Source organism: Paenibacillus pasadenensis (genome assembly GCF_023715725.1).
GTDB lineage: Bacteria > Bacillota > Bacilli > Paenibacillales > Paenibacillaceae > Paenibacillus_O > Paenibacillus_O pasadenensis_A.
In genome coordinates this window covers 1-25,469 of record NZ_JAMBOT010000014.1, presented here as the reverse complement: position 1 = coordinate 25,469, position 25,469 = coordinate 1, and the positions used below count along the sequence as shown (strand labels likewise).

Annotated in this window: 23 protein-coding genes and 1 pseudogene; 2 read left to right on the top strand and 22 right to left on the bottom strand. The window is 49.7% G+C overall.

Features of this window, described 5'->3' with window-relative positions:
• Positions 1-145: 145 nt before the first annotated feature.
• The 9 genes from M3223_RS21035 to M3223_RS20995 form a co-directional block, all read right to left on the bottom strand.
• Positions 146-1,261: an undecaprenyldiphospho-muramoylpentapeptide beta-N-acetylglucosaminyltransferase gene (locus tag M3223_RS21035; protein ID WP_251565288.1), complete on the bottom strand. Its 1,116-nt coding sequence runs from the start codon at positions 1,259-1,261 to the stop codon at positions 146-148.
• Positions 1,258-2,244: a polysaccharide biosynthesis protein gene (locus M3223_RS21030; RefSeq protein ID WP_251565286.1), complete on the bottom strand. Its 987-nt coding sequence runs from the start codon at positions 2,242-2,244 to the stop codon at positions 1,258-1,260. The genes M3223_RS21035 and M3223_RS21030 overlap by 4 nt, the downstream gene beginning before the upstream one ends.
• A gap of 155 nt (positions 2,245-2,399) precedes the next feature.
• Positions 2,400-3,785, bottom strand: coding sequence for a sensor histidine kinase (locus M3223_RS21025; RefSeq protein WP_251565284.1), 1,386 nt, complete (start codon positions 3,783-3,785; stop codon positions 2,400-2,402).
• On the bottom strand, positions 3,782-4,426 hold the full coding sequence (locus M3223_RS21020; RefSeq protein ID WP_251565282.1) for a response regulator transcription factor: 645 nt from the start codon (positions 4,424-4,426) through the stop codon (positions 3,782-3,784). The genes M3223_RS21025 and M3223_RS21020 overlap by 4 nt, the downstream gene beginning before the upstream one ends.
• Positions 4,427-5,243: 817 nt before the next feature.
• On the bottom strand, positions 5,244-6,011 hold the full coding sequence (locus M3223_RS21015) for an ABC transporter permease (protein ID WP_251565280.1): 768 nt from the start codon (positions 6,009-6,011) through the stop codon (positions 5,244-5,246).
• Complete coding sequence (locus M3223_RS21010; RefSeq protein ID WP_251565278.1) at positions 6,012-6,773, bottom strand: ABC transporter ATP-binding protein; 762 nt, start codon at positions 6,771-6,773, stop codon at positions 6,012-6,014. It abuts the gene before it with no gap.
• A 12-nt stretch (positions 6,774-6,785) separates the two neighbouring features.
• On the bottom strand, positions 6,786-7,649 hold the full coding sequence (locus M3223_RS21005; RefSeq protein ID WP_251565276.1) for a pentapeptide repeat-containing protein: 864 nt from the start codon (positions 7,647-7,649) through the stop codon (positions 6,786-6,788).
• Positions 7,650-7,663: 14 nt separating this feature from the next.
• Complete coding sequence (locus M3223_RS21000; RefSeq protein WP_251565274.1) at positions 7,664-7,993, bottom strand: PadR family transcriptional regulator; 330 nt, start codon at positions 7,991-7,993, stop codon at positions 7,664-7,666.
• Between the two features lie 177 nt (positions 7,994-8,170).
• Positions 8,171-10,657, bottom strand: coding sequence for a glycosyl hydrolase family 95 catalytic domain-containing protein (locus M3223_RS20995; protein WP_251565272.1), 2,487 nt, complete (start codon positions 10,655-10,657; stop codon positions 8,171-8,173).
• Between the two features lie 236 nt (positions 10,658-10,893).
• Here M3223_RS20995 and M3223_RS20990 point away from each other — a divergent pair, with 236 nt between their 5' ends.
• Positions 10,894-11,325 carry a hypothetical protein gene (locus M3223_RS20990; protein WP_251565270.1) on the top strand — a complete coding sequence of 144 codons (432 nt, stop codon included), beginning with the start codon at positions 10,894-10,896 and terminating at the stop codon, positions 11,323-11,325.
• A gap of 36 nt (positions 11,326-11,361) precedes the next feature.
• Here M3223_RS20990 and M3223_RS20985 read toward each other — a convergent pair whose 3' ends face one another.
• The 12 genes and pseudogenes from M3223_RS20985 to M3223_RS20930 form a co-directional block, all read right to left on the bottom strand.
• Positions 11,362-13,302, bottom strand: a complete 1,941-nt coding sequence (locus M3223_RS20985) for an FtsX-like permease family protein (protein WP_251565268.1) — start codon at positions 13,300-13,302, stop codon at positions 11,362-11,364.
• Positions 13,299-14,054 (bottom strand): ABC transporter ATP-binding protein, encoded by a 756-nt coding sequence (locus M3223_RS20980; RefSeq protein WP_251565266.1) that lies wholly within the window; start codon positions 14,052-14,054, stop codon positions 13,299-13,301. Before M3223_RS20980 ends, M3223_RS20985 begins: the two co-directional genes overlap by 4 nt.
• A gap of 104 nt (positions 14,055-14,158) precedes the next feature.
• Positions 14,159-15,163, bottom strand: a complete 1,005-nt coding sequence (locus M3223_RS20975) for a sensor histidine kinase (RefSeq protein ID WP_251565264.1) — start codon at positions 15,161-15,163, stop codon at positions 14,159-14,161.
• Positions 15,160-15,849, bottom strand: coding sequence for a response regulator transcription factor (locus tag M3223_RS20970; RefSeq protein ID WP_251565262.1), 690 nt, complete (start codon positions 15,847-15,849; stop codon positions 15,160-15,162). Before M3223_RS20970 ends, M3223_RS20975 begins: the two co-directional genes overlap by 4 nt.
• Before the next feature lie 428 nt (positions 15,850-16,277).
• Positions 16,278-17,020, bottom strand: a pseudogene (gene pyrH, locus M3223_RS20965) (UMP kinase).
• Positions 17,021-17,225: 205 nt separating this feature from the next.
• Positions 17,226-17,687: a phage tail protein gene (locus M3223_RS20960; protein WP_251565260.1), complete on the bottom strand. Its 462-nt coding sequence runs from the start codon at positions 17,685-17,687 to the stop codon at positions 17,226-17,228.
• 428 nt (positions 17,688-18,115) lie between these two features.
• Positions 18,116-19,198 carry a sulfate ABC transporter substrate-binding protein gene (locus M3223_RS20955; protein WP_251565258.1) on the bottom strand — a complete coding sequence of 361 codons (1,083 nt, stop codon included), beginning with the start codon at positions 19,196-19,198 and terminating at the stop codon, positions 18,116-18,118.
• An 11-nt stretch (positions 19,199-19,209) separates the two neighbouring features.
• On the bottom strand, positions 19,210-20,274 hold the full coding sequence (locus M3223_RS20950; protein ID WP_251565256.1) for a sulfate/molybdate ABC transporter ATP-binding protein: 1,065 nt from the start codon (positions 20,272-20,274) through the stop codon (positions 19,210-19,212).
• 1 nt (position 20,275) lies between these two features.
• Entirely contained in the window at positions 20,276-21,073 is a 798-nt protein-coding gene (locus M3223_RS20945) for a sulfate ABC transporter permease subunit (RefSeq protein WP_251565255.1), read from the bottom strand.
• Positions 21,070-21,885: a sulfate ABC transporter permease subunit CysT gene (gene cysT / locus M3223_RS20940; protein WP_251565251.1), complete on the bottom strand. Its 816-nt coding sequence runs from the start codon at positions 21,883-21,885 to the stop codon at positions 21,070-21,072. Before cysT ends, M3223_RS20945 begins: the two co-directional genes overlap by 4 nt.
• Before the next feature lie 289 nt (positions 21,886-22,174).
• The gene (locus M3223_RS20935; protein ID WP_251565249.1) at positions 22,175-22,810 is read right to left on the bottom strand and encodes a YigZ family protein; all 636 of its coding nucleotides are present in this window, start codon (positions 22,808-22,810) and stop codon (positions 22,175-22,177) included.
• A 15-nt stretch (positions 22,811-22,825) separates the two neighbouring features.
• The gene (locus M3223_RS20930) at positions 22,826-24,175 is read right to left on the bottom strand and encodes a glucose-6-phosphate isomerase (protein WP_251565247.1); all 1,350 of its coding nucleotides are present in this window, start codon (positions 24,173-24,175) and stop codon (positions 22,826-22,828) included.
• Between the two features lie 243 nt (positions 24,176-24,418).
• Between M3223_RS20930 and M3223_RS20925 the strand changes: the two genes are divergently transcribed.
• The gene (locus tag M3223_RS20925; protein WP_251565245.1) at positions 24,419-25,330 is read left to right on the top strand and encodes an NAD(P)-dependent oxidoreductase; all 912 of its coding nucleotides are present in this window, start codon (positions 24,419-24,421) and stop codon (positions 25,328-25,330) included.
• Positions 25,331-25,385: 55 nt separating this feature from the next.
• Here M3223_RS20925 and M3223_RS24595 read toward each other — a convergent pair whose 3' ends face one another.
• Positions 25,386-25,469, bottom strand: coding sequence for an IS3 family transposase (locus M3223_RS24595; RefSeq protein WP_353057724.1), 84 nt, complete (start codon positions 25,467-25,469; stop codon positions 25,386-25,388).

The following is a 25,469-nucleotide window of genomic DNA, read 5'->3' as shown; positions in this document are numbered from 1 at the left end:
TTTTGTGTTTTAAAATCATAGTAAAATCACCTCACGTACGAGCATACCGCTCTTTTGTTACGCCAATTTGACAAAAATGCACTACGAGGACCGAAAGGTAAGGTAAAGGGTGAGCACAATCAGAAAGAAAATAATAAACAATATTTTAGGGAATATTTGAATGATGACTCACCTCTTTTCTGGAAGCAGCTGACAACCGGAGTAGATCAATGACCTTAACGGCGGCATCCTCGATAAGAAAATGTTTCATTCGATTCTCTAGCTGTATACGTTTCTCGTAAACATGCTCGACCCCATTGATAAAACATTGGCTGGTCAGATCCTCTTGCAGCAGAAGCTCTGCGTAACCCGCATCCCGGAAGGACTGCGCATTGGCCAGCTGTCCTTTACGCGCTCCCCCGTCGGTGTGCGGAATGAGCAGCATCGGCTTTCGAAGCGTCAATAGCTCATGGATTGCCCCGGAACCCGCCCTTGAGACAACTACATCCGCCATAGCCAGCAAATCAGGCAGCTCGTCATGCGCGTATTCAAGCTGCACATATCCTTCCTTGGACGGTATGGATGAGTCCGTTTTTCCATGGCCGCAGATATGAACAACCTGAAAGCTGGAGAGCAGCTTAGGCAATGATTCTCTGACGATTGCATTAATACGGTCCGCGCCTTGGCTGCCGCCCATGACAAGCAGAATCGGCTTGTCGCTTACAAAGCCGCAAGCATAGATCCCTCTAGCACGGCTGCCGTGCTTCAGCTGCTCTTTTATGATTGGTCCAACATAAACCAGCTTCTTGTCGCCAAGACGATCGTTCCGTACAGTCTCCTTAAAGGTTGTGCACATGATCCGGGCAAATCGGCGGGAAATCCGGTTGGCTAGGCCGGGATGAAGATCAGGCTCCATAATGACAACGGGAACACCATTCCACCTTGCGCCGATAACGACTGGAACCGAAACAAACCCGCCGAGGGAAAAAACGACGCTCGGTTTGAGCCGGGAAATTCGGATCGTTGCCTGGACAATGCCGACCATCAGCTTGAACAAATCTGTAGCATTAGCCATGGCAAAATATCTTCTCAGCTTGCCTGTAGAAACCGCATGATAACGAGCCAGCTTGGAGCGGTTGATCAATTTGCGCTCAATGCCGTTTTTTGATCCGATATAGTGAATATCCCAGTTCTCTTCTTCTCGTAGACGTTCCATCAAGACCAAGTTAGCCGTTACATGACCGGCCGACCCGCCTCCGGTAAAAACGATTGTCCGTTTCAACCAAGGAACCCTCCTTTCAGGAGCAGCAGCGAAGTTTCCTCCTTGGATATCGTTGTGTTCTCTGAACAATAATTCTGGCTCCGCTTGCCGATTGCATCTACAGGCAACCGCTCTCCAGCCAAGCCGCCGCTTGATCCGGACGGCAGAATAACATAGTGATCCTCGCTGTAATCCAGCACGCAGCTGCTTTCCCATTCCGAAATCAACGTTTCATGAAGCCTCTCACCTGGCCGGATACCGATTACCTGCTGCTTCAAATGCGTATTGCCGGAATGCTCAATCATCACCTGTGCGATATCGGTGATTTTGCATGATGGCATTTTGGTCACGAAAATTTCTCCGCCGCGGCTTATCTCCATCGCAGACAGCAGCTTTTGAACGGCATCCTCCAAGGTGAGAAAATATCTTGTCATCCTTGGGTCCGTCACACTCAGATGCTGATTCATTTCAATCTGCCGCAAAAACAGAGGAACGACGCTGCCTGCTGAGCCCAGGACGTTCCCGCTTCTTAGACAGGCGAACCTGGTAGCTGATTTTGAGTCGGCGTGCAAAACAAGCCTTTCACCGAGCGCTTTGGTCATCCCGTAAATATTGGATGGGTTCGACGCCTTGTCTGTGGAGACGTAGATGACTTTTTTCACTCCGCATTCGATGGCGGCATCGATGACATTTTGCGTTCCAATGACATTCGTTTTTAAGGCGCTGTCAGGCTGCTCTTCACAGATCGGAACATGTTTGAGCGCTGCTAAATGGAATGCATAATCAACGCCGGCGAAGGCGCTGAGCAACTCCGATCTGTCGCGGATATCGCCGATAATGAACTGCAATCTGGCATCGCCGAGGGCTTGCCTCAGCTTGGCTTGAAGCGACTCGTTCCGCGAGAAGACGCGAATCTCCTTAGGTTCCATAAGCAGCAGCTGCCTGATCAGCTCTTCTCCCCAAGAACCCGTTCCACCCGTAATTAACATCGTTGAGTTGTTCATATCGTTCTCTCCTATTAGCGTAATGAGGTCAATGGCTTGCTGACTGACAACCTCATCATAAGAGAGCTGTGTTACGCGGGTATGGCATTCGGAGCCAAAAAAACCATAACGGTGCAGGATGAACATCCCGGCAGCGCTATGGCTTTTAGTTTCTATTATTGTTCTTCATAAGGCAGAGAAAAGAAAAACCGGATTTCGTCGTTTACGATCTGCACCTCGTGCGGAGCTCCGTGTTTTTCCAATATCGCTTTGACAATGGAAAGCCCTAGTCCCGTGCCGCTCTGCGGTTTGCTCCGTGAGCTGTCCAGCACGTAATAAGGCTGCCAAAGCAGGCTTGGATCTTGGCCCTCCCTGCTTTTAATGGCATTGCGGATCGTAAAGCCAAGCCGGCCGCCTTCATCGTTAAGCTGAATGCAAACGTCAGGCTCCGCCGAGTATTTAAGCGCGTTGCTAATAAAATTGTCGAGCACAACGGCGATTTTGTCCCGATCCCCCAGCACGGACCGTTGAAGCAATGGATCAGCTTCTACGCTGAACCGGATTCCCGCCTGCTCCGCAGCGGCCCGATACGGCTCCAGCGCCGCATCCAGCAGCTCCCGAAAGGAAAAATCCGCAACCCGGTAAGGCTCATGCTGCAGCTTCGCCAACAGAAGCAGCCGGTCGACTAGCCCAGACATCTCATCCGTTTTCCGGTCGATTACATCCAGGTAGGTGCCGTCGTCAAGCCCGTCCCGAATGCCGGAGGCATACGCTTTAATGAGTGAAATAGGCGTTTTGAACTCATGCGATATATCCGAAATAAAGCCCTGCAGCCGGATATTTTTTTCCTCAAGCGCGCCGTGAGCCTCTTTAAGCTTGTCGCTCATCCGGTTGATGCTGAGAGCCAGCAGCTCGATTTCATCTCCCGTACGAATGTCAGTTTTCTGAAAATCAAGCCTGGCGATGCTTTCCGCGCTGCCCGACAGCTTTTGCAACGGACGAACGATCCCCCTCGCAATAAGCCATGCCAAGCCAAGTGCACATAACATTCCTCCTGCAGCAATCCAGACGTTGAACGTATTGACGGCGTGCAGCGACTGGCTGGAATGCGCAACCGGAGAACCGATAACGATGATCCGGTTGTCCGCCCGCATAAAGGTAACGAGAAAACTTGTGCTAAGCTTCGACTGGCTGTACAGCTTGTACACCGGCCGGTTTTGCAGCAGCTCGTTCAATCCATCTTCCGACAGCCAAAACCTGGACAGAGATACTCCTTCCGCATCAAGCAGCCGCAGCAGCCGGTCGTTCAGCTCATCCAGATTCGTCTGGAGCTCCATACTGACGATGGTTGCGCCATAGTATCGTTCCAGCTCCGGCTCCCGGCGCTGCAGCTCAGCCGTTCCGGTATTGGCGACGATTTCCGCCAGCTCCGCTAAAGCAGTCTTTTTCTCATACAGCAAATATTTGGGCAAAAAGTACGTATTAATCAGGGATGACACGATAAAAACGCCAGCCAGCATGGCAGAAATTCTCCAGAACAGCTTGCGGCCCAGCCTGCTCATTGGGCAACTTCCAAGCTGTAGCCGCTGCCCCGGTGCGTCTTGATGAGGCTCTCTCCGACCTTTTCGCGGAGCCTGCGGATATGGGTGTCAACCGTCCTTTCCTCACCCAAATAATCGTATCCCCACACCTGGTCTAGCAGCGCTTTCCGGCTGAGAATTTGCCCCTTATGCTCAATCAGGCATTTCAGGATCTGGAATTCCTTCGTCGTTGCCTCTAAATCCACGCCGTCCTTATATACTTTTCCGCCTCTCATATCGACCCGCAAGCTGCCTAGCGTTACGGCATCCTCCAAATGAAGCAGCTTTTTGGCGCGCAGGATAAGAATCCGCGGTTCAAAAGGCTTGCGTACGTAGTCGTCCGCTCCGCTTTCGAGCGCTTTAAGCTCGTCCTCCTGGGTGCTTTTGGCGGTTAACAGAATGACCTTGGCATACTGCTGCCTTTTTAGCTCCCGGCATACCTCGATTCCGCTCCGCTGCGGCATCATCCAGTCGAGTATGGCTAGATCAATGTTATGTTCCTCGCTCAGATCCATCGCCTCTTGCCCGTTTCGCGCGGACAGAACACGAAAGCCTTCCTTGCGAAAATAAGCGGCAACGATGCCCAGCATGTCGGGATCATCGTCCGCAATAAGAATGTTCATAATTGCTTCCTCCACGATTTTCTTGCTTCCATCCGAGTTAGATTGTGTATTCTTTTAGGACGATAGTCGAGGGATTAGAGATTTATAAGCTTTATACATCTGGTGAAAAACTGGCCGCTGCGCCAAAGCTTTAGAAATTGACTCTTATAGCTGGCGCTTCTCTGGGCTCGACCTCTGGCATACCGATACTCTAAGAGTTTCTTTTGAGGATATTCTAATATGATATTATTATGGAATAGTCTTAGCCGTATTCGAACTTTAAGAATGGAGTGACGTTTCACATGATCATTAAATTCATTCGTTTGCGGTAATGAGAGGTACAGATTATTGAGCCCAGCCTTTTTTTGAGTTAACAGGCTAGGTTTATTTATCTGTGCCTTTTTCATTCTCCAATAACGAATGAATGAGGTGTTTTTGTGTTAATAAAGGTTGTTCCGGAGCATGGCTATTTAAAAGAATTACGCTCGCATTATTACAATCGAACAGAAGAACCAACTTTTTCGAGTCGTCATACCCAAGATCTTTTCGGAAAATATTTTAAAACGAATGAATCCCGACGATTACAATACACAGTGATTTTGGATCAAATTCTGATTCACCACTTGGTCAACATGACGCCACTTTCTTGGAGGGCAGAAAAAAATCAAATACAGAGAGTTCTCGCTATGACTGAAATGGAAATTACCGTCGACCTTACTATAATAATTGGTAAAATATATTAACTTCAGAGTATAAAATAAAGAGGCGGTCCCATAAGTCACACCGGTGACAAGGGACAGCCTCTTATTTTAATCAAGCATCTCCAGTATGAAGTAATTTAAAACCGCTTCTTATAAACCAGCATGGCTAAGAAGTAAGCGACAAACAAGATTCCGACGCACCACGCCAGAGCGGACCAAACATCATTGCCCACCGGCTGTCCGGCCAACAAGGCGCGAATCGCTTCAACGATCGAGGTCACCGGCTGATTTTCGGCAAAGGCTCGAACGACGGAAGGCATGGACTCGGTCGGAACAAAGGCGGAGCTTATAAACGGAAGGAAGATGATCGGGTAGGAAAAGGCGCTTGCGCCATCAACTGACTTGGCGGATAATCCGGCAATAACAGCGAGCCAGGTTAAGGCAAGAGTAAACAATACGAGGATACCGGCTACCGCAAGCCAGTCTAAGATGCTGGCCGAGGAGCGAAAGCCCATTAATAACGCAACGAGGATAATAACAACAACGGAGATGGCGTTGGATACGAGCGAGGTCAGCACATGGCCCCATAATAAGGTGGAGCGTGAAATCGGCATAGAATGGAACCGTTCAAAAATGCCCTTTTGGACATCGATAAATAGTCGGTAAGCGGTGTAAGAAATTCCGCTGGCGATCGCAATCAGCAGTATGCCAGGCAGCAGGTAATTCACATAGCTGTCCGTTCCGGTTTCAATGGCTCCGCCAAATACGTACACGAACAGCAGCAATAACGCGATTGGCATAATGGTAACCGTAATAATGGTATCCATACTGCGGGAAATATGGCGCATGGAGCGTCCGAGCATTACGCCTAGATCGTTGAAAAAATGTTTTTTTACCGTTTCCATTTAAGCGCCCTCCTTATTGCCGATAATGGACAGGAAGATCTCTTCCAGGCTCGGCTGCTTTTCTACATACTCTACCTTAGTCGTTGGAAACAGCTTTTTCAGCTCCAAAAGAGTGCCGTTGGCAATGATTTTGCCTTGGTGTAAAATGGCGATTCGGTCGGCGAGCTGCTCGGCCTCCTCTAAATACTGCGTGGTGAGAAATACTGTCGTTCCGCTGTCTGAAAGTTCCTTAACGATCTTCCAAACTTCGATGCGCGATTCGGGGTCAAGGCCAGTAGTGGGTTCATCGAGGAAGATGATTTGCGGTGTTCCTACAAGGCTTAAGGCGATATCGAGCCTCCTGCGCATGCCGCCTGAATAAGTGGACACTCTGCGGTCGGCTGCTTCCGTTAATCTGAACCGGTTTAGCAGATCTTCTGCAACCTGACGCGGCTGCTTGAGGTATCGGAGCTTTGCGATCATAATCAGGTTTTCCCGTCCTGTCATTAACTCATCTACTGCGGCGAATTGTCCGGTCAAACTAATGGCCTGCCGCACATGATCGGGTTTAGTTGCAACATCAAATCCGTTTATAACGGCGCTCCCGCTGTCATGTTTAAGCAGCGTAGTGAGGATTTTGACCACCGTTGTTTTGCCTGCCCCGTTTGAGCCGAGCAGGGCAAAAATGCTGCCCTTCTCTACTTCAAAATTGACGCCTTTTAACACTTGGAGCTCCTTATACGACTTTTGCAACTCCACGACTTTAATGGATTTAGTTTGCATACTTTCTCCTCCTTAACGAACGATAACGTTGGACAGATTGGCTTCCATTCCTTTGAGCCCTGCGTAAGTCAATTTATCCATTACTGCGCCGTCAAAGCAGATTGTCTTGATGGCCCGGAAATATTTTTTGGTTAATGTGAAGCCAGGATGGAAAGACACATTTTTGAGCGTCGCTCCCTTAAAGGAAACATCGGTAAGAGCTGATTTCTCAAACTTGACGCCGATGAAGGTCTGCTCGTCAAAGTTAAGACCTGTAAGATCGGTGTATTTAAACTCCACGCCGTCAAACGTGCATTTTTGAAAAACCGTTTTTCTAAGGTCCGTCTTATCCAGCCTGACGTCTGTCAACTTGGCGCCTACAAATTTTGCGCCTTCCAGACCCGATGAGCTGAAGTTTGTGCGCATGAGGATGGATTTTTTGAAGCTTGCATCCGAAAGGTCCAGCGAAGAAAAGTTGCAGTCCGTGAGGTTGGCTCCATTAAAAATGGTTTCGCGAACATCGCTGCCCGTAAACGCGCTGCCAGTCAGGTCAGCGTTCGAAAAGTCGGAGCCGCGCAGCGAGCTTCCGGAAAACTTCCCTTTTTGCGCGACACCGGCAAAGTCGCTTTTCGGCAAATTGCTTGAGCTAAAGTTGGTTACGACCTGCCGCTCCAGCGAACGGGATAGGTTAGCGACCTCCTGTACGGTCTGCTCAATGTCGCCAATGCTATCGATGGTCATTTCCAATGCTGTTTCGTCGTCCTTGCCCTCTTTTTTGAGTTCGCGGAACCGTTCCTGCAGATCGGAATGAAGATCGCTCTTCAATTCCTCGACGCTTTTCACTCCATCGTAAGGCGCAAACACACTGTTCAGATAGTTGGTTAATTTGTTATTCATAATCATTCACTCTCCTATAGTAAGTTTTCAAGCACGCGTTTTGCGTATCCCCAGTTGTTTTTATTGCGTCTGTAAGTTTCTCTTCCCGTCTCGGTTACTCTAAAATATTTGCGCCGGCCGCCTTGAGATTCGTCACCCCAATACCACTCAACATCCCCCTCCGCCTCCAGCCGCCGCAGACTTGAGTACATGGTTGCTTCCTTTAGCTCATACTCACCGTCCGAGCGCTCTGCGATTACCTTGACGATTTCGTAGCCATAACGGTCCGCTTCGGATAAAAGGCGCAAGATGATTGTATCGGTATGCCCTCGAAGCAGGTCGGATGTAATTTTGTTCTCACTCATTGAATCACCTCATGACTGTATAATACGGCAAACTACTGTGGCAGTCAAGGTACTTTTACGAAAATGGTACTATGCCTAGAATAAAGCAGCCATCCAAACGCAAAAAAACCGCGCAAGGCGCGGTTTTTTTGGAGATAGCTTTTTTTTGGGGGGGTAACTAGTTCTCAGCTCCAAGTCTTAACCATTCACTTGTAAAACAGGCCAAGAAATCAAAATGGATGTATCTTGATGTGCCTGCAAGGAGAGCAAACGAGTATTAGCTTTGTCAGCAACAACAGAAGCGGATGCACCGGAAACCTGAATCTCTCCAATCCCTAAAACGTTGGAAATTAGCAGCTGTTGATCCAGGTCTGAACGCAACACGGCATGAACAGTCCCTTTTGTTAAATCCCATTTCAACGAAGTGATCGCGGTTTGATTCCTAGCTCTGAGCCCTTTGACCTCTCCTCTGGAAAATTGTTCAGGCAGCGCCGGCAAAAAAGCAATCGAGTTCGCGTCTGAATAAGCCAACGCTTCCATCAGAACAGCAGGAATCGTAATCGGACCGTCCGTACAGTAAACAGACTTAAAATGATCATTATGCGACATCATTAAACTGCTGAAAATATAACTTTCTGTGAACAGCGGCAGCAGAGATTCATAAACGCCTTCTCCCCGCTGAATCCGCGCTTCTACAAGGCCCTTATGCACAAGACCATGTACGGCGCTTTCGGAGCCGTTTTGGATGCGGTTATCCAAGGCCTGAATAATACCTTGTTTAAGCTCCGCATTATCCGTGCTGTTCGATTCCAATGACGGCCAAGCAGGATACAAATGACTAATGTGACGGTGGAAGTTGTTGTCCTCAATTCCTTCCATCGCCCACTCCTGGATGGAGCTGTCCGAGTTATACCGATATTCAGGCAACCGGTCTAACAATCGCTGCCACTTTGACACATCGTTAGTCGGATCAACCGTTTTAGATACTTCCATCAACATCAGCAGCGCATCTTTTGCAGAGGCGATATCCATCGTTGAATTTGGCTGAAGCGTAGAGCTTCTGTTCGCAGGGCTATTTTCAGGCGAATAAGTCGGAACTAAAATGTATTTTCCCTCGCCGTCTACGTAATCTTCGCTCAAAAACCCTTCATAGAAGTTGCCAAGTTTAGTCAGCGAACGATAAAGGATATCCAAGACAGGTTCCTTCTCACCCTTGCCGTTTGGAACGGACTGATTGCCAAAGGTTAAGTAGTACTCATAAAACGGCAGCAGGAGCCAGCTCGCGCCAGCGATCCAATACTGACCCGGAAAACCATCCGTTATGGTAAAATGCGTTAAAGCATCACCGTCGCCATCCGTCCTTGGCGGCGCAAGAATCGCATTGGGAATGCCAAAAATACGCTCCGCATTTAATTCCCAGTCATCCATATGGCGCATGATCAAATTAATATAACTCTCCATTGCCTCCGGCGTATTCCCGATGTTTCCTCCAGCGATTTGAAGGTTCACGTTAGCGTCCGTCGTAAAGTCTCCGCTCCACTCCGGCATAAATTCTCCGGTCCATATCCCCATTAAACGAGGAGGATTGAAACCGCTCGACGAGATGTAGGCGTATCGGCCGGAATCGAACATTTTCTCAACCAAAGTCTGGTTCAGCTGTTTGTTGTTCGCATTTTGCAGAGCAATCAGCTGCTCGCTCGTTAAGCTGCGTTCATTCGGATCGCTATCCAATTGAAGAGATACTCGGTTCATCATCTCCCCATGTATGGCGGCGTGAGAGGAGAGCATTGCCGTATAGTCAAAATAACCGTTGGCTGTATATTTGCTTACGACGGCATTAAGTTGCTCCAGCAGTTGAGTTACGATTGCAGGGTCCGATAATTCAAAATTATCTTCTTGACGATCCAAAACAGTCAGCATGACAAGATAGGTTGCCTCTGATATGGTAACGTTTTCAGTTTTGACTAACCTACTTCCGTCCGTCACTATTTTAGTAACCCCTGCGTAACCGCCGTTTTGGAGCGGCGAATTTGGATAGGACGCGTATTTTCCTTTGAGCGCCAAATAATCTCCATCCGAATCAACTGCTTTCTGGACCGTTATTTTTGATTGTGCAAAATTAGGCATAGATTCCGCATCGATCCCGATGGAAGCATCAAAATGAGCGGCGCCGGCTGGCTTCTCCATAACCGTTACGATGACGTTATCTGTTCTGGAAACGAATGTTTTTCGAATCCAAACGCCTTGATCATCATGCCATTCCACGCCAATTTCGCCTGTCTCAAAATTTGTCCATCGGTCATAGTGCGTAATGGAGCCGTTTGAAGTCAGCTCTAAGCTTGCCTGGTAACCGGGGTGGAAGGAATAAGTCTGAACGATATCCCAATTCGCTTCATTGTCGCCCGTATGCTGGCGTAACCATGTTGTCGCTGCGGCGGAGGATTTCAATGCGGCTGACTTGCCGTCTCCGGATAAGGTTAAATCCCGGACCTCTTTAAGAGCGCCGCTAATATCAGGAGCCTGCCGCACGCCATCATTCGGCACGTTAAATTTCGTGTTCTGATAAACGAAGGTTTCCTTTAATGCGTCTCCATAAACAATAACCCCGAGTAAACCATTACCGCTTACCATGCCCTCTTTCCATTGAGTAGCAGGAGAAGATGAATGTATGCCACGTGTTTCCAATGAAACACCTCCAATTAATCATTATTTTATCTATACCTTAACAGCAACATTAGGATAGTTAAAAGCCTCATTCTTGCATGATTATACTTTATTTTGATGTGATTCCATTCGGGTTTCGGAAGCATTCCAACATATGTGCTGGCCCTAAAAAAAGGTGCTTTGCCCGTACCCTCTCCAAAAAATTTTCATATATTGATAGAGCCAATATAATCAAGCCATAGGTAAGGAGAGTTTCAATGAAGCTAGGAACAGTGCTCGTTCTATTTATATTACTTGCCGCAGTCACTCACGCATTCAAGATGAATGAACCAATCCGAAGTTTAGATTCGGTGGATTTGAATATAACAAATAATACGCGCGATATTACCTTTGGTCTTGCATCCTTAGAAGGTAATGCAGAATGGCCCCTCCCGGGCGGAATTCTCCCTCCCAACGGCGGATCAAACCTCTTACGGCTTGAAATAGATGCATTTCGCAACGATTTATTTGGACGATATTTAGCATTTAGAATGGATGCTTTTATTGGTGAATTTGAATTCAGATTTAGGTGCGACAACCTGGGGCTAAGATTTAACACCTTTAAAGTGCTTTTTAATTCAGCTCCAATCGTGATTGGCGGCAATTCACCTACGGATATAATTATTACCGACAAACCGGCTTTTAGGTAAAAAGCAAGGGACGCGGACAGCCGCATCCCTTGTTTTTTATAAGGATTCTTTAATTACGCGCTTATAATAAGCGATGGACAAAATACCAAATATCGAATACAGCACCGTGTACAACGCCATAACAATCAGCATAGGCCACAGCATCTCCGTGCCGAAGAAAAACCAGCCGGATTTGACGGCAAAATAACTGTGCGAAAGTCCGACTAAGAGCGGAATGCCAAAGTTAAACAGCTGCTTGTAGCGGATGCCGCGCAGCAGATTGCTCTGCGTAAAGCCAAGCTTGCGCAAAATCGTATAATTCGGCTTTTCCTCCTCGCTTTCATCCATCTGTTTAAAGTACAAAATGCAGCCGGATGTGATGAGGAACGTCAGACCAAGGAAAGCTACAATAAACATAATAATTCCCATATTCATGCGCTGGTTCATTTTATACTCATACTGCGAGAAGCTTGGAGCATCCAGCCCCTTTTCAACAAATAGCTGATGCGCTTCTTTTATTTTAGAGCCGTCCTTAAGATCCAGCCCATAATAATCGGAGAGCTTTGTGTCAGGATTCTGATCCGCAGACGCAGCTTCCACAAGCTGCTGATAAACGCTGTCGTCCACGATCGTTGAAGGAATGGTTCCGCCATAATTGTAGGATAATACGGCCTCTTCCTTGGCGCCGATCATCCTCTGCTTCAGCTTGCCGTCCGGAACGATAAACTCAAATTCGCCCTTGTCTTTCAGCGACAGGAAGTTTTGAACGGCATTCCCGTACCCCATAAAAACAGCCTCGCCCGGCTCCAGCCGGATGCCGTCCACCATCGTTTCGCTGAGCACTTGAGTCTCCAGTATATGACCTCTGTCTCCGATATTTAAGTCGCCCGACATAATGCGTGAAGCGTCCAGTTCGGCTCGAACCGGTTTGCGGTGAATAACCTTATAAGCGATATGACGGGAATCCAGCTCCGCTGCGAACTGATTTTTAACCTGTTCACTGACAAAGCCAAAATCATTCGGAACAGAAGATTTAGCCTGCGCATCGGTAGAATAATAAGAAATATAACTAAGCGACAGCAGTCCAATCGCCAGCGCGGATATCGTGGTTATAACGGTGAGCAGCAGAGCGTTTGATTTCATTCTGAACATGATCGAGGACAGCGACAGCACCTCGCCTACGGACAAATAACCGTTTCTGCTTTTGCGGATTGCGTTGAAAATAAAGCTGACGGAACCTTTGTAGAAAAAGTAAGTGCCCGCAATAACAAAAGCCAAAATCAAAATCATCATGATCATAAGCTCGTTTATGGCCGTATATTTGCCGCTAAACAGCTTGCTGGAAAGGTAATATCCGGCCACCGTAAACATAATCCCCAAAATGCCAAACAGCATTTCCGCTGACGACAGCTTTTTCACCCGTTCTTGAGCAACGGACACGGCACGGAACAAGGAAAGAATGCTCTGACGTTTAATGAACGCATAGTTCATGATCATGATAAGGACATAGATTCCGGCAAACACAATGACCGTCTGCAGCAGCGCTTCCGTAGAGAAACGCAGCTTGGCCAGCACGTCAATGCCAATAATTTTAAACAAAATCATTAAAATCAGCCTGGACACGGCAAATCCTGCGGCAATGCCTGCAAGCATCGAACCAAAATAAAGAATCAGATTTTCAGCCGTTAATTGACGGAAAATACGTCCTTTCGTCAGACCGACCAGCTGCAGCAGGCCGATTTCCTTGCTCCTGCGTTTAATGAAAATGGTATTGGCATACAGCAGAAACACAGCGACAATGGCAACAAGCAGCACAGAGGCAGCCCCGAGCGCCGCAGCTCCTTTGATTGATCCTTTCGCTTGCTCCATGGAAGGGTCGTATTGAAGCGTGACAAAAGAGAAATACAACGCCACGCTGAAAATAAGCGCAAATACGTAAAGATAATAGTGCCTGATGTTCTTTCGCAGGTTTCGAAAAATAATCGCAGTCAGGCTCACCCTTGAACACCGCCCAAAACGCCTTGAGTTTTCATAATGTCGCTCAAAAATGACTGTCTCGACTCTTCGCCTTTATGAAGCTGCGTATAAATTTGGCCGTCCCTTATGAATACGACACGGCTGCAGTAGCTGGCGGCGACAGGATCATGGGTCACCATAACGATCGTGGACGCATGTTTTTCGTTCATGCTGCTCAGCTTATGAAGCAGATCCGATGCCGACTTGGAATCAAGAGCTCCGGTAGGCTCATCCGCAAAGATGATGCTTGGCTCATGCACAAACGCGCGGGCCGCTGAGGTGCGCTGCTTTTGCCCGCCGGAAATCTCGCTTGGATACTTATCAGCCAGCTCGTATATGCCCAGCTCCCCGGCAACCTGCTTGAATTTCTCCAGCGCCGCTGTTTTTGAAATTTTTTTAATCGAAAGCGGCAGCAGCACATTTTCCTTCACTGTTAGCGTATCCAGCAGATTGTACTCCTGAAAAATAAATCCGAGATGGTTTTTGCGGAATTCAGCCAAATCCTTCTCCTTCATGCCCGTAAATTGTTTTCCCTCAATTTTGATGCTTCCCTCGCTCAGCGTATCAATGGAGGATAATACATTCAGCAAGGTTGTTTTACCGGAGCCGGACGGACCCATAATGCCTACAAATTCTCCCTTGCCCACTTGCAGGTCAATGCCCTTCAGCACCTCCTGCCGATTGAACTTGTTCCCGTATATTTTATGAATTTTATCAGCCTCTAAAATAACCACTCGGCTCGCTCCTTTGTCGTATCGTCATGAGATTATGTTACCTTCCCGGAACCATTTTTTCCTTCGATTGAGCGAACAAAACATAAAAGCATGTGACATTGTTGTCACATGCCTGTCATTCGCGAAAAATCGTTAGAGACGGGGAAGATGAGCCGGAACGTCGAGCCTTTGCCGGGTAAAGATTCCGCCTCGATTCGAATCAGAAGCGATTCCGCAGCCTTTTGCGCCAAATAAAGCCCCATACCGGTCGCCGCGCTCTCCCGGTGCGCCGTTGTCGAGGTGAACCCCCGGTCGAAAATCCTCGGCAAATCTTTCGGATCGATACCGCGGCCAAAGTCTTTGACGCTCAAAACGACATGCCCCTTTGCTTCATGGCTGTTTACCTCAATATCCGAGCCTTCGCTGTACTTAACCGCGTTGGTTAACAGCTGTCTCAAGATAAAACCAAGCCACTTGGCATCGGTCAACACTGGGCCTGCATCAAGCGATACGTCAAAACCGATTCCCTTTTGGATGCACCACGATCTCAGCTCTTTAATCTCTGTATTAACGACCGGCTCAAGCTCCGTTTCCTCCACGTACAGATCGTTTTTCATAAACGGAATCCGTCTCTGATGCAGCTGCTGGTCGAGCAGATGATGAATGCGGAGCCATTCATATTTTAGCTGCGCTTTAAGCCGTTCGTCCTGCATACGGTCAATCATAAGCTGCATCGCGGTAAGCGGTGTTTTCACTTCGTGAATCCAGGATAGCAGCTCGTCTTTTTCTTGTTCAAGCAGCAGAAGATGGCGGGAAGCCTCCCGTTTGTAACGTTCCGTTTGCTGATTCACCGCTTCCTCCACAATTTGCTCGAAAGGGCTGCTCGCATCCTTAAACGCCGTCAGACCGGATGCCGGATTCCACTCTGCGACCCCCTTGTAAAATCTCGTCTCCCTATAGTATCGAACGATCAAAAAGATCGCACAAATCATGAGAGACAACAGCGTAATGTACAGGATCGGCAAAAGCGGAATGGAGGAATCGACAAAAGCGACAAAAACGAGCAACAGCTGCAGAACAAGTAGAAGCAGCAGCCAGCTCCGCCTTTCAGACAGGAATTTGCGGATCATACCGAAGCCTCTTCGACAGCCATATAACCTTGGCCAACCTTTGTTTCGATGAACGAGCCAAGGCCGATCGAATCCAGCTTTTTGCGCAGGCGGTTTACGTTTACGGTCAACGTATTGTCGCTGACGAACTGCTCATTGTCCCAAAGGCTCGTAATCAGCTGTTCGCGGCTTACAATAGAGTTTTTGCGCTCAATGAGCAGTTTCAAAATAAATATTTCGTTTTTAGTCAGCTCAACTGTGCCTTGATTGTTCGAAATTGTATTTTTCACAAATTCAATCGCAGCTCCCCGCCACGTTTTCAGCTGAGTCGGCTCGTTACTGTAATTGTACACGCGGCGCAGGGTTGCCTGAATTTTAGCGATCAGCACGTCAAAATGAAACGGCTTTTGGACAAAGTCGTCCGCGCCCAGCTGCATGGACATGACCATATCCGCCGGATGATCCCGGGACGACAAAAAGACGATGGGTACATTTGAATGCGCCCGGATCATCCGGCACCAATGAAAGCCGTCAAATTTCGGAAGCTGGATATCGATGATAACAAGGTCGGGGTTCACCTCGGTAAATTCCTGGAGCACTTGATCAAATTGCCGAACTCCATATGTATCATAAGACCATTGGGATAAACGCTCTTCAATTTCTTTAAATAAAGTGAGGTCATCCTCAATGATCATAATTTTAAACATGACACTCGTCACCCGTTTCGCGGAAAGTTTTATGTATTGCATTACCGGAATAGTTTAATTATAGTCGCTGGGATAACAAATCGTTTTACGATTAGGTTGTCCTCGCTACGTCTAGGCATGGTTAACCATGGAACTCAGCTTATATAAGCCAAAGCAACTTTTTTGTACGATTCATCATACAAAAACTGATTAGAAACCGCCGCTTCTCAAAACTTTGTATGATAAAACATACAAATCTTCACTTTTTCCATCTATGCCAAGACAATTTGTATGATTTATCGTACAAGCTTCAATAAATCGACACGGTCCTGACAAAATTTATATGAAAAATCGTACAAATTTTTTTTATTATACAATCTGACATTTCGTGAAAAGAAAATTCCAAGGAGCAGCTTGTTTGAGCGGCAGCTGCACCCTGACGGTTATAGTTATGTTTCTTCCAGCTCCAGCACTGATATGCTGTTAATAATCGTACCATTATTTTTCCCTTCGCAAATTTCTTTCATTGCACCAGGTTTATCAAAGTTAAACACATGTATCGGCAAATTGTAGTCTCTGGCGAGAATGAAGGCCGACTGATCCATTACCTTTAAATTGTGTTTTATAACATCGTTATAGTGGAGCGATTTAAACATCCTTGCATCCTGTACAATTTTAGGATCTGCATTAAGAACACCGTCAACACCTTGTTTTGCAACGAGCAAAGCTTCACAATTAACTTCAATAGCCCTCTGGACAGATGGATAATCGGTTGTGACGAAAGGCTGTCCGTTTCCGCCTGTAAATATTACAATGTACCCATGCTCCAGATGGTGAATCGCCCTTAAGCGGATATACGGTTCTGCAACCGATGTAATCGGAATTGCGGTCATGACACGCACTTCTTTGTCTGTTTTGGCTTTGAAAACACCACGAAGCATTAAGCTGTTAATGACGGTTGCGAGCGTGCCAATGTTGTCTGCTTCTGCTCTTTCTATTCCCCAACTTTCCGCCAAATTACCGCGAAAAATATTCCCCCCGCTATGACCAAGGATACTTCAACGCCTAATTTCACGACAGACATAATTTCATCGGCAATATAGTTCAATCTTTCAGGCTCAAATCCAAATTCCGCATCCCCGGCAACCGCTCCACCGCTTAGTTTAATAAGGACTCTTGTGTACCTCGTCACCTACTTCACCTCCGGGGATAATAAAAAACACTAAAGCACGGAGGCTTCAGTGTTTTGATAAGCAAGAATATGAAAAGGCGACATCCGATGGATAACAAACGTCCGTTTCCACTTCATATTCCCACTCCTTCATAAAGTTCTTTCCGATATATCTTATATGGAGCGAAGGGTATTTGCAACTAATATGCTGACCAAAAAAGTTGCTTTAGTACTCTCCCTTAATTACAAAAAAAGAGCCGCGAATCGTACCTGCCAGCTTAGATTTTTGCCGCGCAAATTTAAACTTCCCTTCAAGCTCTGCCGGCACTTCCATCCCTTCGGAAAGCTTAAACCCAACGGCCCGCTTCTTGGGGTCATCCACCGTATACATGACATTAATTCCAAGACCGTCTTCATAAAAGACGTATGTAAATTTGATGTTCTCCACCTGAAACTGCGACGTTTCCAAAGGTTTGGCGGCAAAATTAATATCACGCTCTTGCAAAACCCGGTTCACATAATCGAGGTTTTCCTGGCTTTCGCTAGCCGGCACAACCGTAAATTCATGCTTGTACTTGTTCATAAAATAACGGGCTTCGTTCGCGCGCAGACCTGCAAGCGCTTCTGCTACAGGAGAAGACTCTAAACCAACCGTAGATACTTGTTTAAAATCAACGATATACGACATTTCATCCCTCTTTTTCGGTTATGTCTAAAGCTTTACTAGCAAATAGTATAACAAAAAATGATTATCCATTTCCCAGTTTATATTCCCGTCGTTTTTATAGAGACTTTTTCATCGGTAGCCGTTCCAGCAGCTCTGCTTCTTAAGGGCGTTTGACGCCCTTATCTACGGCCTTTTCAGCGTTTTGCCCCTTCTTAAGGGCGTTTGACGCCCTTATCTACGGCCTTTCCAGCGTTTTGCCCCTTCTTAAGGGCGTTTGACGCCCTTATCTACGGCCTTTCCAACAGTTTGCCGCTTCTTAAGGGCGTTTGACGCCTTATCCACTGTCGGCGACGCATGATCGTAATAAAAACACTAAAGCCAGGGGCTTTAGTGTTTTTATTAAAACAACAATATAAATCCCTGTTCAACGAAAAAAGCCGCCTCACCAACTACAATCCCGCCAGCACCTGATACCAGACACCACGCTTGGAATAGAGGTTTTTCTTGACCTCGTCCCAACCCCCGAGATAACCGATGTCGAACAATCCAGGCGGCGTGGTGTAATCGTTCTTCACCTTCTCAGCCGCGACTGGCTCGACGGGACGGAAGCCGTTTTCGGCCAAATAGAGCTGAGTTTCCTCGCTGCGCAGGAACTCCAGAAACGCCTCTGCTACCTCGCGGGTGCCATGTTTGTCCACGTTGCGGTCTACTACGGCGGCGGGATTTTCAATCAGAATCGTATCGTCGGGAATGACGATATCGTACGGAACTCCTTTATTGATACGGGCAATCAGCTCGTTCTCGTAGGTGACGATGGCATCGCCGACGCCGTATTCAAAAGCCGCCATAGAAGCGCGGCCGCTCTTGTCGAGCGACTCAATGTTGGCATGAACGCGCTCCAGATATCCTTTAGCGAATTCAGCATCTTTGCTGCCTGTCTGGCGCTCCGACTCCTTGAGTCCGGCTCCATAAATGGCGTTGATGTCCCACTGCGCGCCGCCGCTCGTCTGCGGATTCGGATAAAGCACCCTGACGCCGGGTTTCATCAGATCCTCCCAGCCTTTTATGCCACGCGGATTGCCCTCGCGGGTTCCGATGACTGCAATGGAGGTTGTAATATTGCCTTTATACGGTCCCGCTGTCCAGTCATGCGTAATCAAGCCCGCATCGCGAATGCGCCGCAGATCGCCGTCCATGGCAAGCACCGCGACATCAGCCTCGAAGCCCCCGATAATAGAACGCGCCTGCGTGCCGGAAGCCTCATAGGATTCCTGAAACACAACCGTTTGACCGGTCCGATCCTTCCATTCCTGTTGAAACTTCGGCAGCAGCTCCGCAAAAACATCCTTCACCACGGAATAGGCTCCGATAACGAGCGTTACATCGCCTTTAGCGGCCTCCGGCTTTTCCGGGTCGTTATCCGCCGTCTGGCCTCCGGCGCAGCCGCTCAGCAGTCCCATCGCCAGCAGCAGGCTCAAGCCATACCCGGCCATCCTTCGCAGGGCAGGCTTGCGGGCGTTGGTTCTTTTCATCGCATTCACCCTTAGATGATGACAGGCATTGGATCAACCTTAAGCTTGTTCTCCATGATCCAGCTGTCGGAGTCGTTAAACAAATAAGCCCGGTGGATGAGAATATCGACGGGATCGCCCGGCTTCAGCACTTCCTTTTCCAACGAGCGGTACGTAATCAGGCGGGTATCGCCAACCTCCAGCTCAATCATCCACTCGCTGCCGCGGAAATGAATATGGCGCACGGAGCCCCGCAACGCGGCAGAGGCGAGCGTAATTTCTCCCGGTTTGCCGATCTCGATATATTCCGGGCGAATCAAACCTTTTGTGCCGCTGTAAACCGCAGCCTCTTCAAAGCCCTTCAACGCAGCGATATTGTCCACTGTCGTCGACTCCCCGATGAACTCGGCCACAAACTGCGTTTGCGGGTTTTTGTAAATATCCCAAGGCGAGCCCTTCTGCTCCAGCCGCCCTTTGCTAATAATCATAATTTCATCGGCCACCTCAATCGCCTCATCCTGATCGTGAGTGACAAAGATGGACGTGATGCCGACGCGCTCGATCATTTCCTTCAGCCACGTGCGCAGCTCGGAGCGGATTTTGGCATCGATGGCCGCAAACGGCTCGTCGAGCAGCAGCAGCTGCGGCTCCGGAGCCAGAGCGCGGGCAAAAGCGACACGCTGGCGCTGGCCGCCAGACAGCTGGGCCGGATATCGATGCTCGAAGCCTTTTAATCCGGTAAGCTCGATCAGGCTTTGCACACGCTCCTTGATTTGATCCTTCGGCAGCTTTTTGACCTTGAGGCCAAACGCCACGTTGTCGAATACCGTCATATGTTTAAACAATGCATAGTTCTGAAACACAAACCCGATGCCGCGCTCCTGCGGAGGCAGATCGTTGACGCGCTGTCCGTGAAAAACAATATCGCCAGAGGTCGGCGTCTCCAAGCCCGCCAGCATGCGCAAAATGGACGTTTTTCCGCCGCCGCTCGGACCGAGCAAACCGATCAGATGCCCTTTTTGAATGGAAAAGCTAACATCCTGAACCGCCTTAAAATCGCCGAACGATTTGCTTAAGCCTGTGACCTCGATATGCATGTCAGTGCACTTCCCTTCGCTTTTTGGCCCATTCCATCAGCAGCAGCAGCCCTACCGAAAAAGCTGCCAGCACAAGCGCGACACCGCTTGCCGCCAATACGTTGAAATTCTCTACATCCTGATAAACCAGTGTTGTCGCCGTCTGGGTCAGGTTCATAATATTGCCGGAAACGACGAGTACCGCGCCGAATTCCCCGAGCGTCCGGGCTACCGTGAGGACAACCCCGTAAATGACGCCCCAGCGGATCGACGGCCATGTCACTTTCCAAAATGTATACCAAGGATACGCTCCCAACATCGAGGAAGCCTCCTCCTGCTGGCTGCCGATTTCCTGCAGCACCGGCATCACCTCGCGCACCATTAGCGGGAAGGTGACAAACAGCGTGGCGATGACCATGCCTGGCAGCGCGTAAACGATTTTGACGCCTGCGCCTTCAAGCATTGCGCCGAGCACCGTATCCGGGCCGAGCAGCAGGACGATCATCAAACCGCCGATAACCGGCGATACCGCATAGGGCAAATCGACGATGCTGTTGAGCAGCCCTTTGATCCGGGGATGCAGCCACGGAGCGCGAACGAGATAAATCGCCAGCATAACGCCGAATACTGTATTAATAATCGTGACAAGCACAACGATAATTCCGGTCATCATAAGCGCATGCAGCGCTTCAGGCCGTCCCAGCGCCTTGATTAAGCCGCCCACGCCTTCATCGAAGGCTCCAGTAGTAATTTTGACAAGCGGAATGATGATGAGAACGATGAATACCGCGTACGTAAAACCAATCCACAGCTTTCTCATGCTCTCTTCCTCCTCCCTTGGACGATGTTGATAGCCCACAGGATAAGGAAGCTCAGCGTCAGCAGCAGCACGGATACGGCCGCGGCTCCTTGAGTGTTGTCACTTTCAATCTGTCCGAAAATGTACACCGACGCAACGAGCGTCCGGCCCGGAATATTGCCCGCTACGAGCACTACGGCGCCGAATTCGGCGAGCGCCCGGGAAAAAGCCAGCATGCCGCCGCTTATAATGCCGGGCAGCATCGTCGGCAAAATAACGCTGAAAAACGTTCTGGAACGGGAAGCGCCCATCGTGTAGGCCGCTTCCTCCTCCGACGCCTCCATCTCTTCCAGCAGCGGCTGTACGCCACGGATGACAAACGGGAAGGTAACAAACACCATCGCGATGACGATTGCCGGCTCGTGGTAAACGATATCAAAGCCAAGCTTGCCAAGCGGGCTGTTCGGCCCGAGCAGCAGCAAAATCATCAAGCCGCCGACCGCTGTCGGCAAAGCGAACGGCAGATCGACCAAGCTGTTGAGCAGCCTCCGCCCCGGAAAGCGGTAGCGGATCAGCACCCAGCCGATGATCGTTCCCACGACCAGGTTAATCAGAGCGGCGAGCACCGCCAGACGGACCGTCAGCAGCACCGCTTTCCAGGCCAGCGGATCGATAACGCTTTCCGCAAACGCGCTCCAGCCTTGCGAGAACGACTGCACGTAAATGCCGAAGATCGGAAGAATAACAAGCAGAAAAAAGTAAAGTAGTATGGCTGTCCGGAAGCCGAAGCTCCACCAGCTGCTGCGAAGCCTGATGTTCACGTCCCTATTCATCCTCCTACCCGCGAAGGTACGTTCATTGCCGTTCGGTTTGATCGCAATTGCATGTTTTAATTCCATCAATTCCGGGTGTTTTCAATAATCCTATTAAGTTACTTGGTTTTACATAAATGTAGCAGACCGCAGCTCGTCTAGTCAATGAAAAAGATCGCTATCCGACCCGAATTGTTGGAATTGCAACGACAATGGGATGAAAATTATGGAACCGTCTTCAGGGCAAAGCAAAAAAGCTGCCCCAAGGTCACTTTCATGACAATGGAGCAGCTCCTGAGCCGCAAATTCATTATGTTACCAGTGAAGTAACGTACCGGGTATCCCCTGCCGCTATCTTCGCCTGGCCTTGCGTTACGTCCGTCATCCATGCGATAAAACGGTCCGAGTCGGCCGCCAGCGGCAGGCAGCTTACCGTAACGCGGTCGGTAAAATCAACTCCGCCGACGAGCACTCCACGGCCATGCAGCTCGTTCTCCAGCTTGCCGTACCAAGTATAATCCACCTCTACGGCGATTTCCCGGTGCAGCACATTGGTGATCGGACCCGCCGCTTCAATCGCCGCAACCGCTCCGTCCGTATACGCACGGATGAGGCCGCCAGCGCCGAGCATAATTCCGCCGAAATAACGGGTAACGACAATGGCAACGTTTTTGAGGCCCTTATGCTTGATGACCTCCAAAATCGGCTTGCCCGCCGTGCCGCTCGGTTCGCCGTCGTCGGACTGCTTTTGGAACTCGTCCCGTTCGCCGACCACATACGCCGAGCAGTTATGGGTGGCGTTCCAGTGCTGCTTTTTGATCTCTTCAATGAAGGCGACCGCTTCTTCCTCGCTGCTGACGGGACGTCCGTAGCCGATGAAGCGGGACTTTTTGATGATGATCTCCTTGGAGCCGGGTCCGCCTAACGTTCGATAGCTGTCAAGCATTGGCCGCGTCACGCCTTACAGACGCGCTTCCAGCTCCGCTTTTTCCTTCTCGTAGCCAGGTTTGCCGAGCAGAGCGAACATGTTCTTTTTGTAAGCTTCAACACCAGGCTGGTCGAATGGATTCACGCCGAGCAGGTACCCGCTGATGCCGCAAGCTTTCTCGAAGAAGTACACGAGGTAGCCGAACGTATATGGAGTAAGATCGGCAATGTTCACGACAAGGTTCGGAACTTGGCCGTCCGTATGCGCCAGCAGCGTGCCCTCAAACGCTTTTTTGTTTACGAAGTCCATTGTTTTGCCAGCCAGGAAGTTCAGGCCGTCCAGATCGTCCGCATCGCTGCCGATCGTAATCTGCTCCGTTGGCTCGCCAACCTGAATGACGGTCTCGAACAGGTTGCGGTTGCCCTCTTGAATGAATTGTCCCATGGAGTGCAAATCCGTGGAGAAGTCGACCGCAGCCGGGAAAATGCCCTTGTGGTCTTTGCCTTCGCTTTCGCCGTACAGCTGTTTCCACCATTCCGATACGAAGTGCAGCGAAGGCTCGTAGTTAACGAGAATTTCCGTTGCTTTACCTTTGCGGTACAGCGCGTTGCGCGCAGCAGCGTATTGGTAGGCTTCGTTCTCGGCAACGTTCGGGTTGCCGTATTCCTTGGAAGCGTCAGCAGCGCCCTGCATCATGGCGTCGATGTCGATTCCGGCAGCGGCGATTGGCAGCAGGCCTACAGCCGTCAGCACGGAGTAACGTCCGCCAACGTCATCCGGAATAACAAAGGACTCGTAGCCTTCTTCCGTCGCAAGCTTTTTGAGGGCTCCGCGGGCTTTGTCCGTCGTAGCGTAAATGCGGCGGCGAGCTTCTTCCTTGCCGTATTTTTGCTCCAGCTTCTCGCGGAATACGCGGAACGCCAGCGCAGGCTCAGTCGTTGTGCCGGATTTGGAGATAACGTTGATCGACCAGTTTTTGCCCTCAAGCGCCTGAAGCAGATGGGTGACATAGGTCGAGCTGATGTTGTTGCCAGCAAAGAAAATTTGCGGCCCTTTGCGCTCGCCGTTTGGCAGCACGTTGTAGAACGAGTGCGACAGCATCTCGATTGCCGCGCGCGCTCCCAGGTAGGAGCCGCCGATGCCGATCACGATGAGAGCGTCGGAATCGGAGCGGATTTTGTCCGCGGAGGATTTGATGCGCGCAAATTCTTCTTTGTCATATGCGGTCGGAAGATCGATCCAGCCCAGATAGTCGGAGCCGGCTCCCGTTCCATTATGCAGCTGATCGTGGGCGAGGCGGATTGGCCCCTCCAGGTTGTCGATCTCATTTTGTCCCAGAAATCCAAGTGCCTTGCTGTAGTCGAAACGAATCGTTTTGCTCATTCCAAAATGCCTCCTTCAAGATCGGGCCAAGCAGCCCGTATAAGCTCGCGTCCGGCCTTTAAGTCTGGTCCCAGCGCCTTGCAACATGTCCTAAGAATAATGGATTGAACTAGGGAAAACAAGCAAACGTGGCGCGTTTCATGGAAGCTTCACGAATGGACAAGCCGGAGTCAGGTTCGATGGCTGAGCGGCGAATATGCTACACTAGGAGAGACTAAACCACATGAAGGACGGTGTTTCTCTATGACTTTAGCGATTGGATTTATCGGGCTCGGCGCAATGGGCGAACCGATGGCCGCCAATCTGGCGCGCAAAGGCTTCTCCGTCACTGTGTGGAATCGCACGCCGGGCAAAGCGGAGGAGCTTAAAAAGCTCGGAGCGAAAGAAGCCTCCTCGCCTGCGGAAGCGGTGCGGGAAGCCGATGTTGTCATTACGATGCTCAGCAACGACGACGTCGTGCGCGGCCTGTACCTTGGCGAAGAGGGCATTTTATCGGCCGTCCGCTCTGGCGCCGCACTTATCGACAACAGCACGATTTCCCCTGTGCTGGCGAAGGAGCTGGCCAAGGCTGCCTCGGGCGTTGGCTGCGGTTTCCTCGATTGCCCTGTGACGGGCAGCACGCCGGCGGCAATTGGAGGCACGCTTGTGTTCATGGTTGGCGGCGAGGCTTCGCTGCTGGAGCGCGTCCGCCCCGTTCTTGACGCCATGGGCTCAAAAATTGTGCATGTCGGACCATCCGGCAGCGGCTCCGTCGCCAAGCTGGGCCATAACAGCATCGTCGCCATCAACAATTTGGCGCTGGCCGAAGGCTTATCGATTGCGGTTAGCGGCGGCCTTGATCCCGCCAAGTTTCTGGACATCGTACGGGCCGGCAGCGCAGGCAGCAAAGCGGCCGAGCTCAAATCGTCCAAGCTGCTGGAAGGCGACTACAGCGTGCAGTTTTCGCTGGAGCTCATGCTTAAAGATCTGCGTCTCGCCTCCGTGTATTCGGACAGCCTGAATACGCCGACTCCGATGCTGGAAGCAGCCAAAAGCCTGTTCCAGGCCGGCAGCTCCGCTGGTTACGACAAAGAGGATCTGATCGCCGTGTCCAAGCTTTACGAGCAGTGGATCGGGCGCAGACTCGGCGGCGAAGCCCAGACATCAGCTAAATAACAGCTGTATCTCTGGTCTTACCCCCGTCAAGTAGACAGCTAAAAAAGAGTGCAAATTAAGCGGCGACTGCAATTCGGTACTCTACCGGAGAGCGGTCGCCGAGTTTTTTCTGGAAACGCTCCTGGTTGTAGAACTCGAT

Excerpts from the sequence above, each read along its gene's own strand:
- M3223_RS21030 (WP_251565286.1), bottom strand. The coding sequence starts at position 2,244 with ATGAACAACTCAACGATGTTAATTACGGGTGGAACGGGTTCTTGGGGA.
- M3223_RS21025 (WP_251565284.1), bottom strand. The coding sequence starts at position 3,785 with ATGAGCAGGCTGGGCCGCAAGCTGTTCTGGAGAATTTCTGCCATGCTG.
- M3223_RS21020 (WP_251565282.1), bottom strand. The coding sequence starts at position 4,426 with ATGAACATTCTTATTGCGGACGATGATCCCGACATGCTGGGCATCGTT.
- M3223_RS21015 (WP_251565280.1), bottom strand. The coding sequence starts at position 6,011 with ATGGAAACGGTAAAAAAACATTTTTTCAACGATCTAGGCGTAATGCTC.
- M3223_RS21010 (WP_251565278.1), bottom strand. The coding sequence starts at position 6,773 with ATGCAAACTAAATCCATTAAAGTCGTGGAGTTGCAAAAGTCGTATAAG.
- M3223_RS21005 (WP_251565276.1), bottom strand. The coding sequence starts at position 7,649 with ATGAATAACAAATTAACCAACTATCTGAACAGTGTGTTTGCGCCTTAC.
- M3223_RS21000 (WP_251565274.1), bottom strand. The coding sequence starts at position 7,993 with ATGAGTGAGAACAAAATTACATCCGACCTGCTTCGAGGGCATACCGAT.
- M3223_RS20990 (WP_251565270.1), top strand. The coding sequence starts at position 10,894 with ATGAAGCTAGGAACAGTGCTCGTTCTATTTATATTACTTGCCGCAGTC.
- M3223_RS20975 (WP_251565264.1), bottom strand. The coding sequence starts at position 15,163 with ATGATCCGCAAATTCCTGTCTGAAAGGCGGAGCTGGCTGCTGCTTCTA.
- M3223_RS20970 (WP_251565262.1), bottom strand. The coding sequence starts at position 15,849 with ATGTTTAAAATTATGATCATTGAGGATGACCTCACTTTATTTAAAGAA.
- M3223_RS20960 (WP_251565260.1), bottom strand. The coding sequence starts at position 17,687 with ATGTCGTATATCGTTGATTTTAAACAAGTATCTACGGTTGGTTTAGAG.
- M3223_RS20955 (WP_251565258.1), bottom strand. The coding sequence starts at position 19,198 with ATGAAAAGAACCAACGCCCGCAAGCCTGCCCTGCGAAGGATGGCCGGG.
- M3223_RS20950 (WP_251565256.1), bottom strand. The coding sequence starts at position 20,274 with ATGCATATCGAGGTCACAGGCTTAAGCAAATCGTTCGGCGATTTTAAG.
- M3223_RS20945 (WP_251565255.1), bottom strand. The coding sequence starts at position 21,073 with ATGAGAAAGCTGTGGATTGGTTTTACGTACGCGGTATTCATCGTTCTC.
- cysT (WP_251565251.1), bottom strand. The coding sequence starts at position 21,885 with ATGAATAGGGACGTGAACATCAGGCTTCGCAGCAGCTGGTGGAGCTTC.
- M3223_RS20935 (WP_251565249.1), bottom strand. The coding sequence starts at position 22,810 with ATGCTTGACAGCTATCGAACGTTAGGCGGACCCGGCTCCAAGGAGATC.
- M3223_RS20930 (WP_251565247.1), bottom strand. The coding sequence starts at position 24,175 with ATGAGCAAAACGATTCGTTTCGACTACAGCAAGGCACTTGGATTTCTG.
- M3223_RS20925 (WP_251565245.1), top strand. The coding sequence starts at position 24,419 with ATGACTTTAGCGATTGGATTTATCGGGCTCGGCGCAATGGGCGAACCG.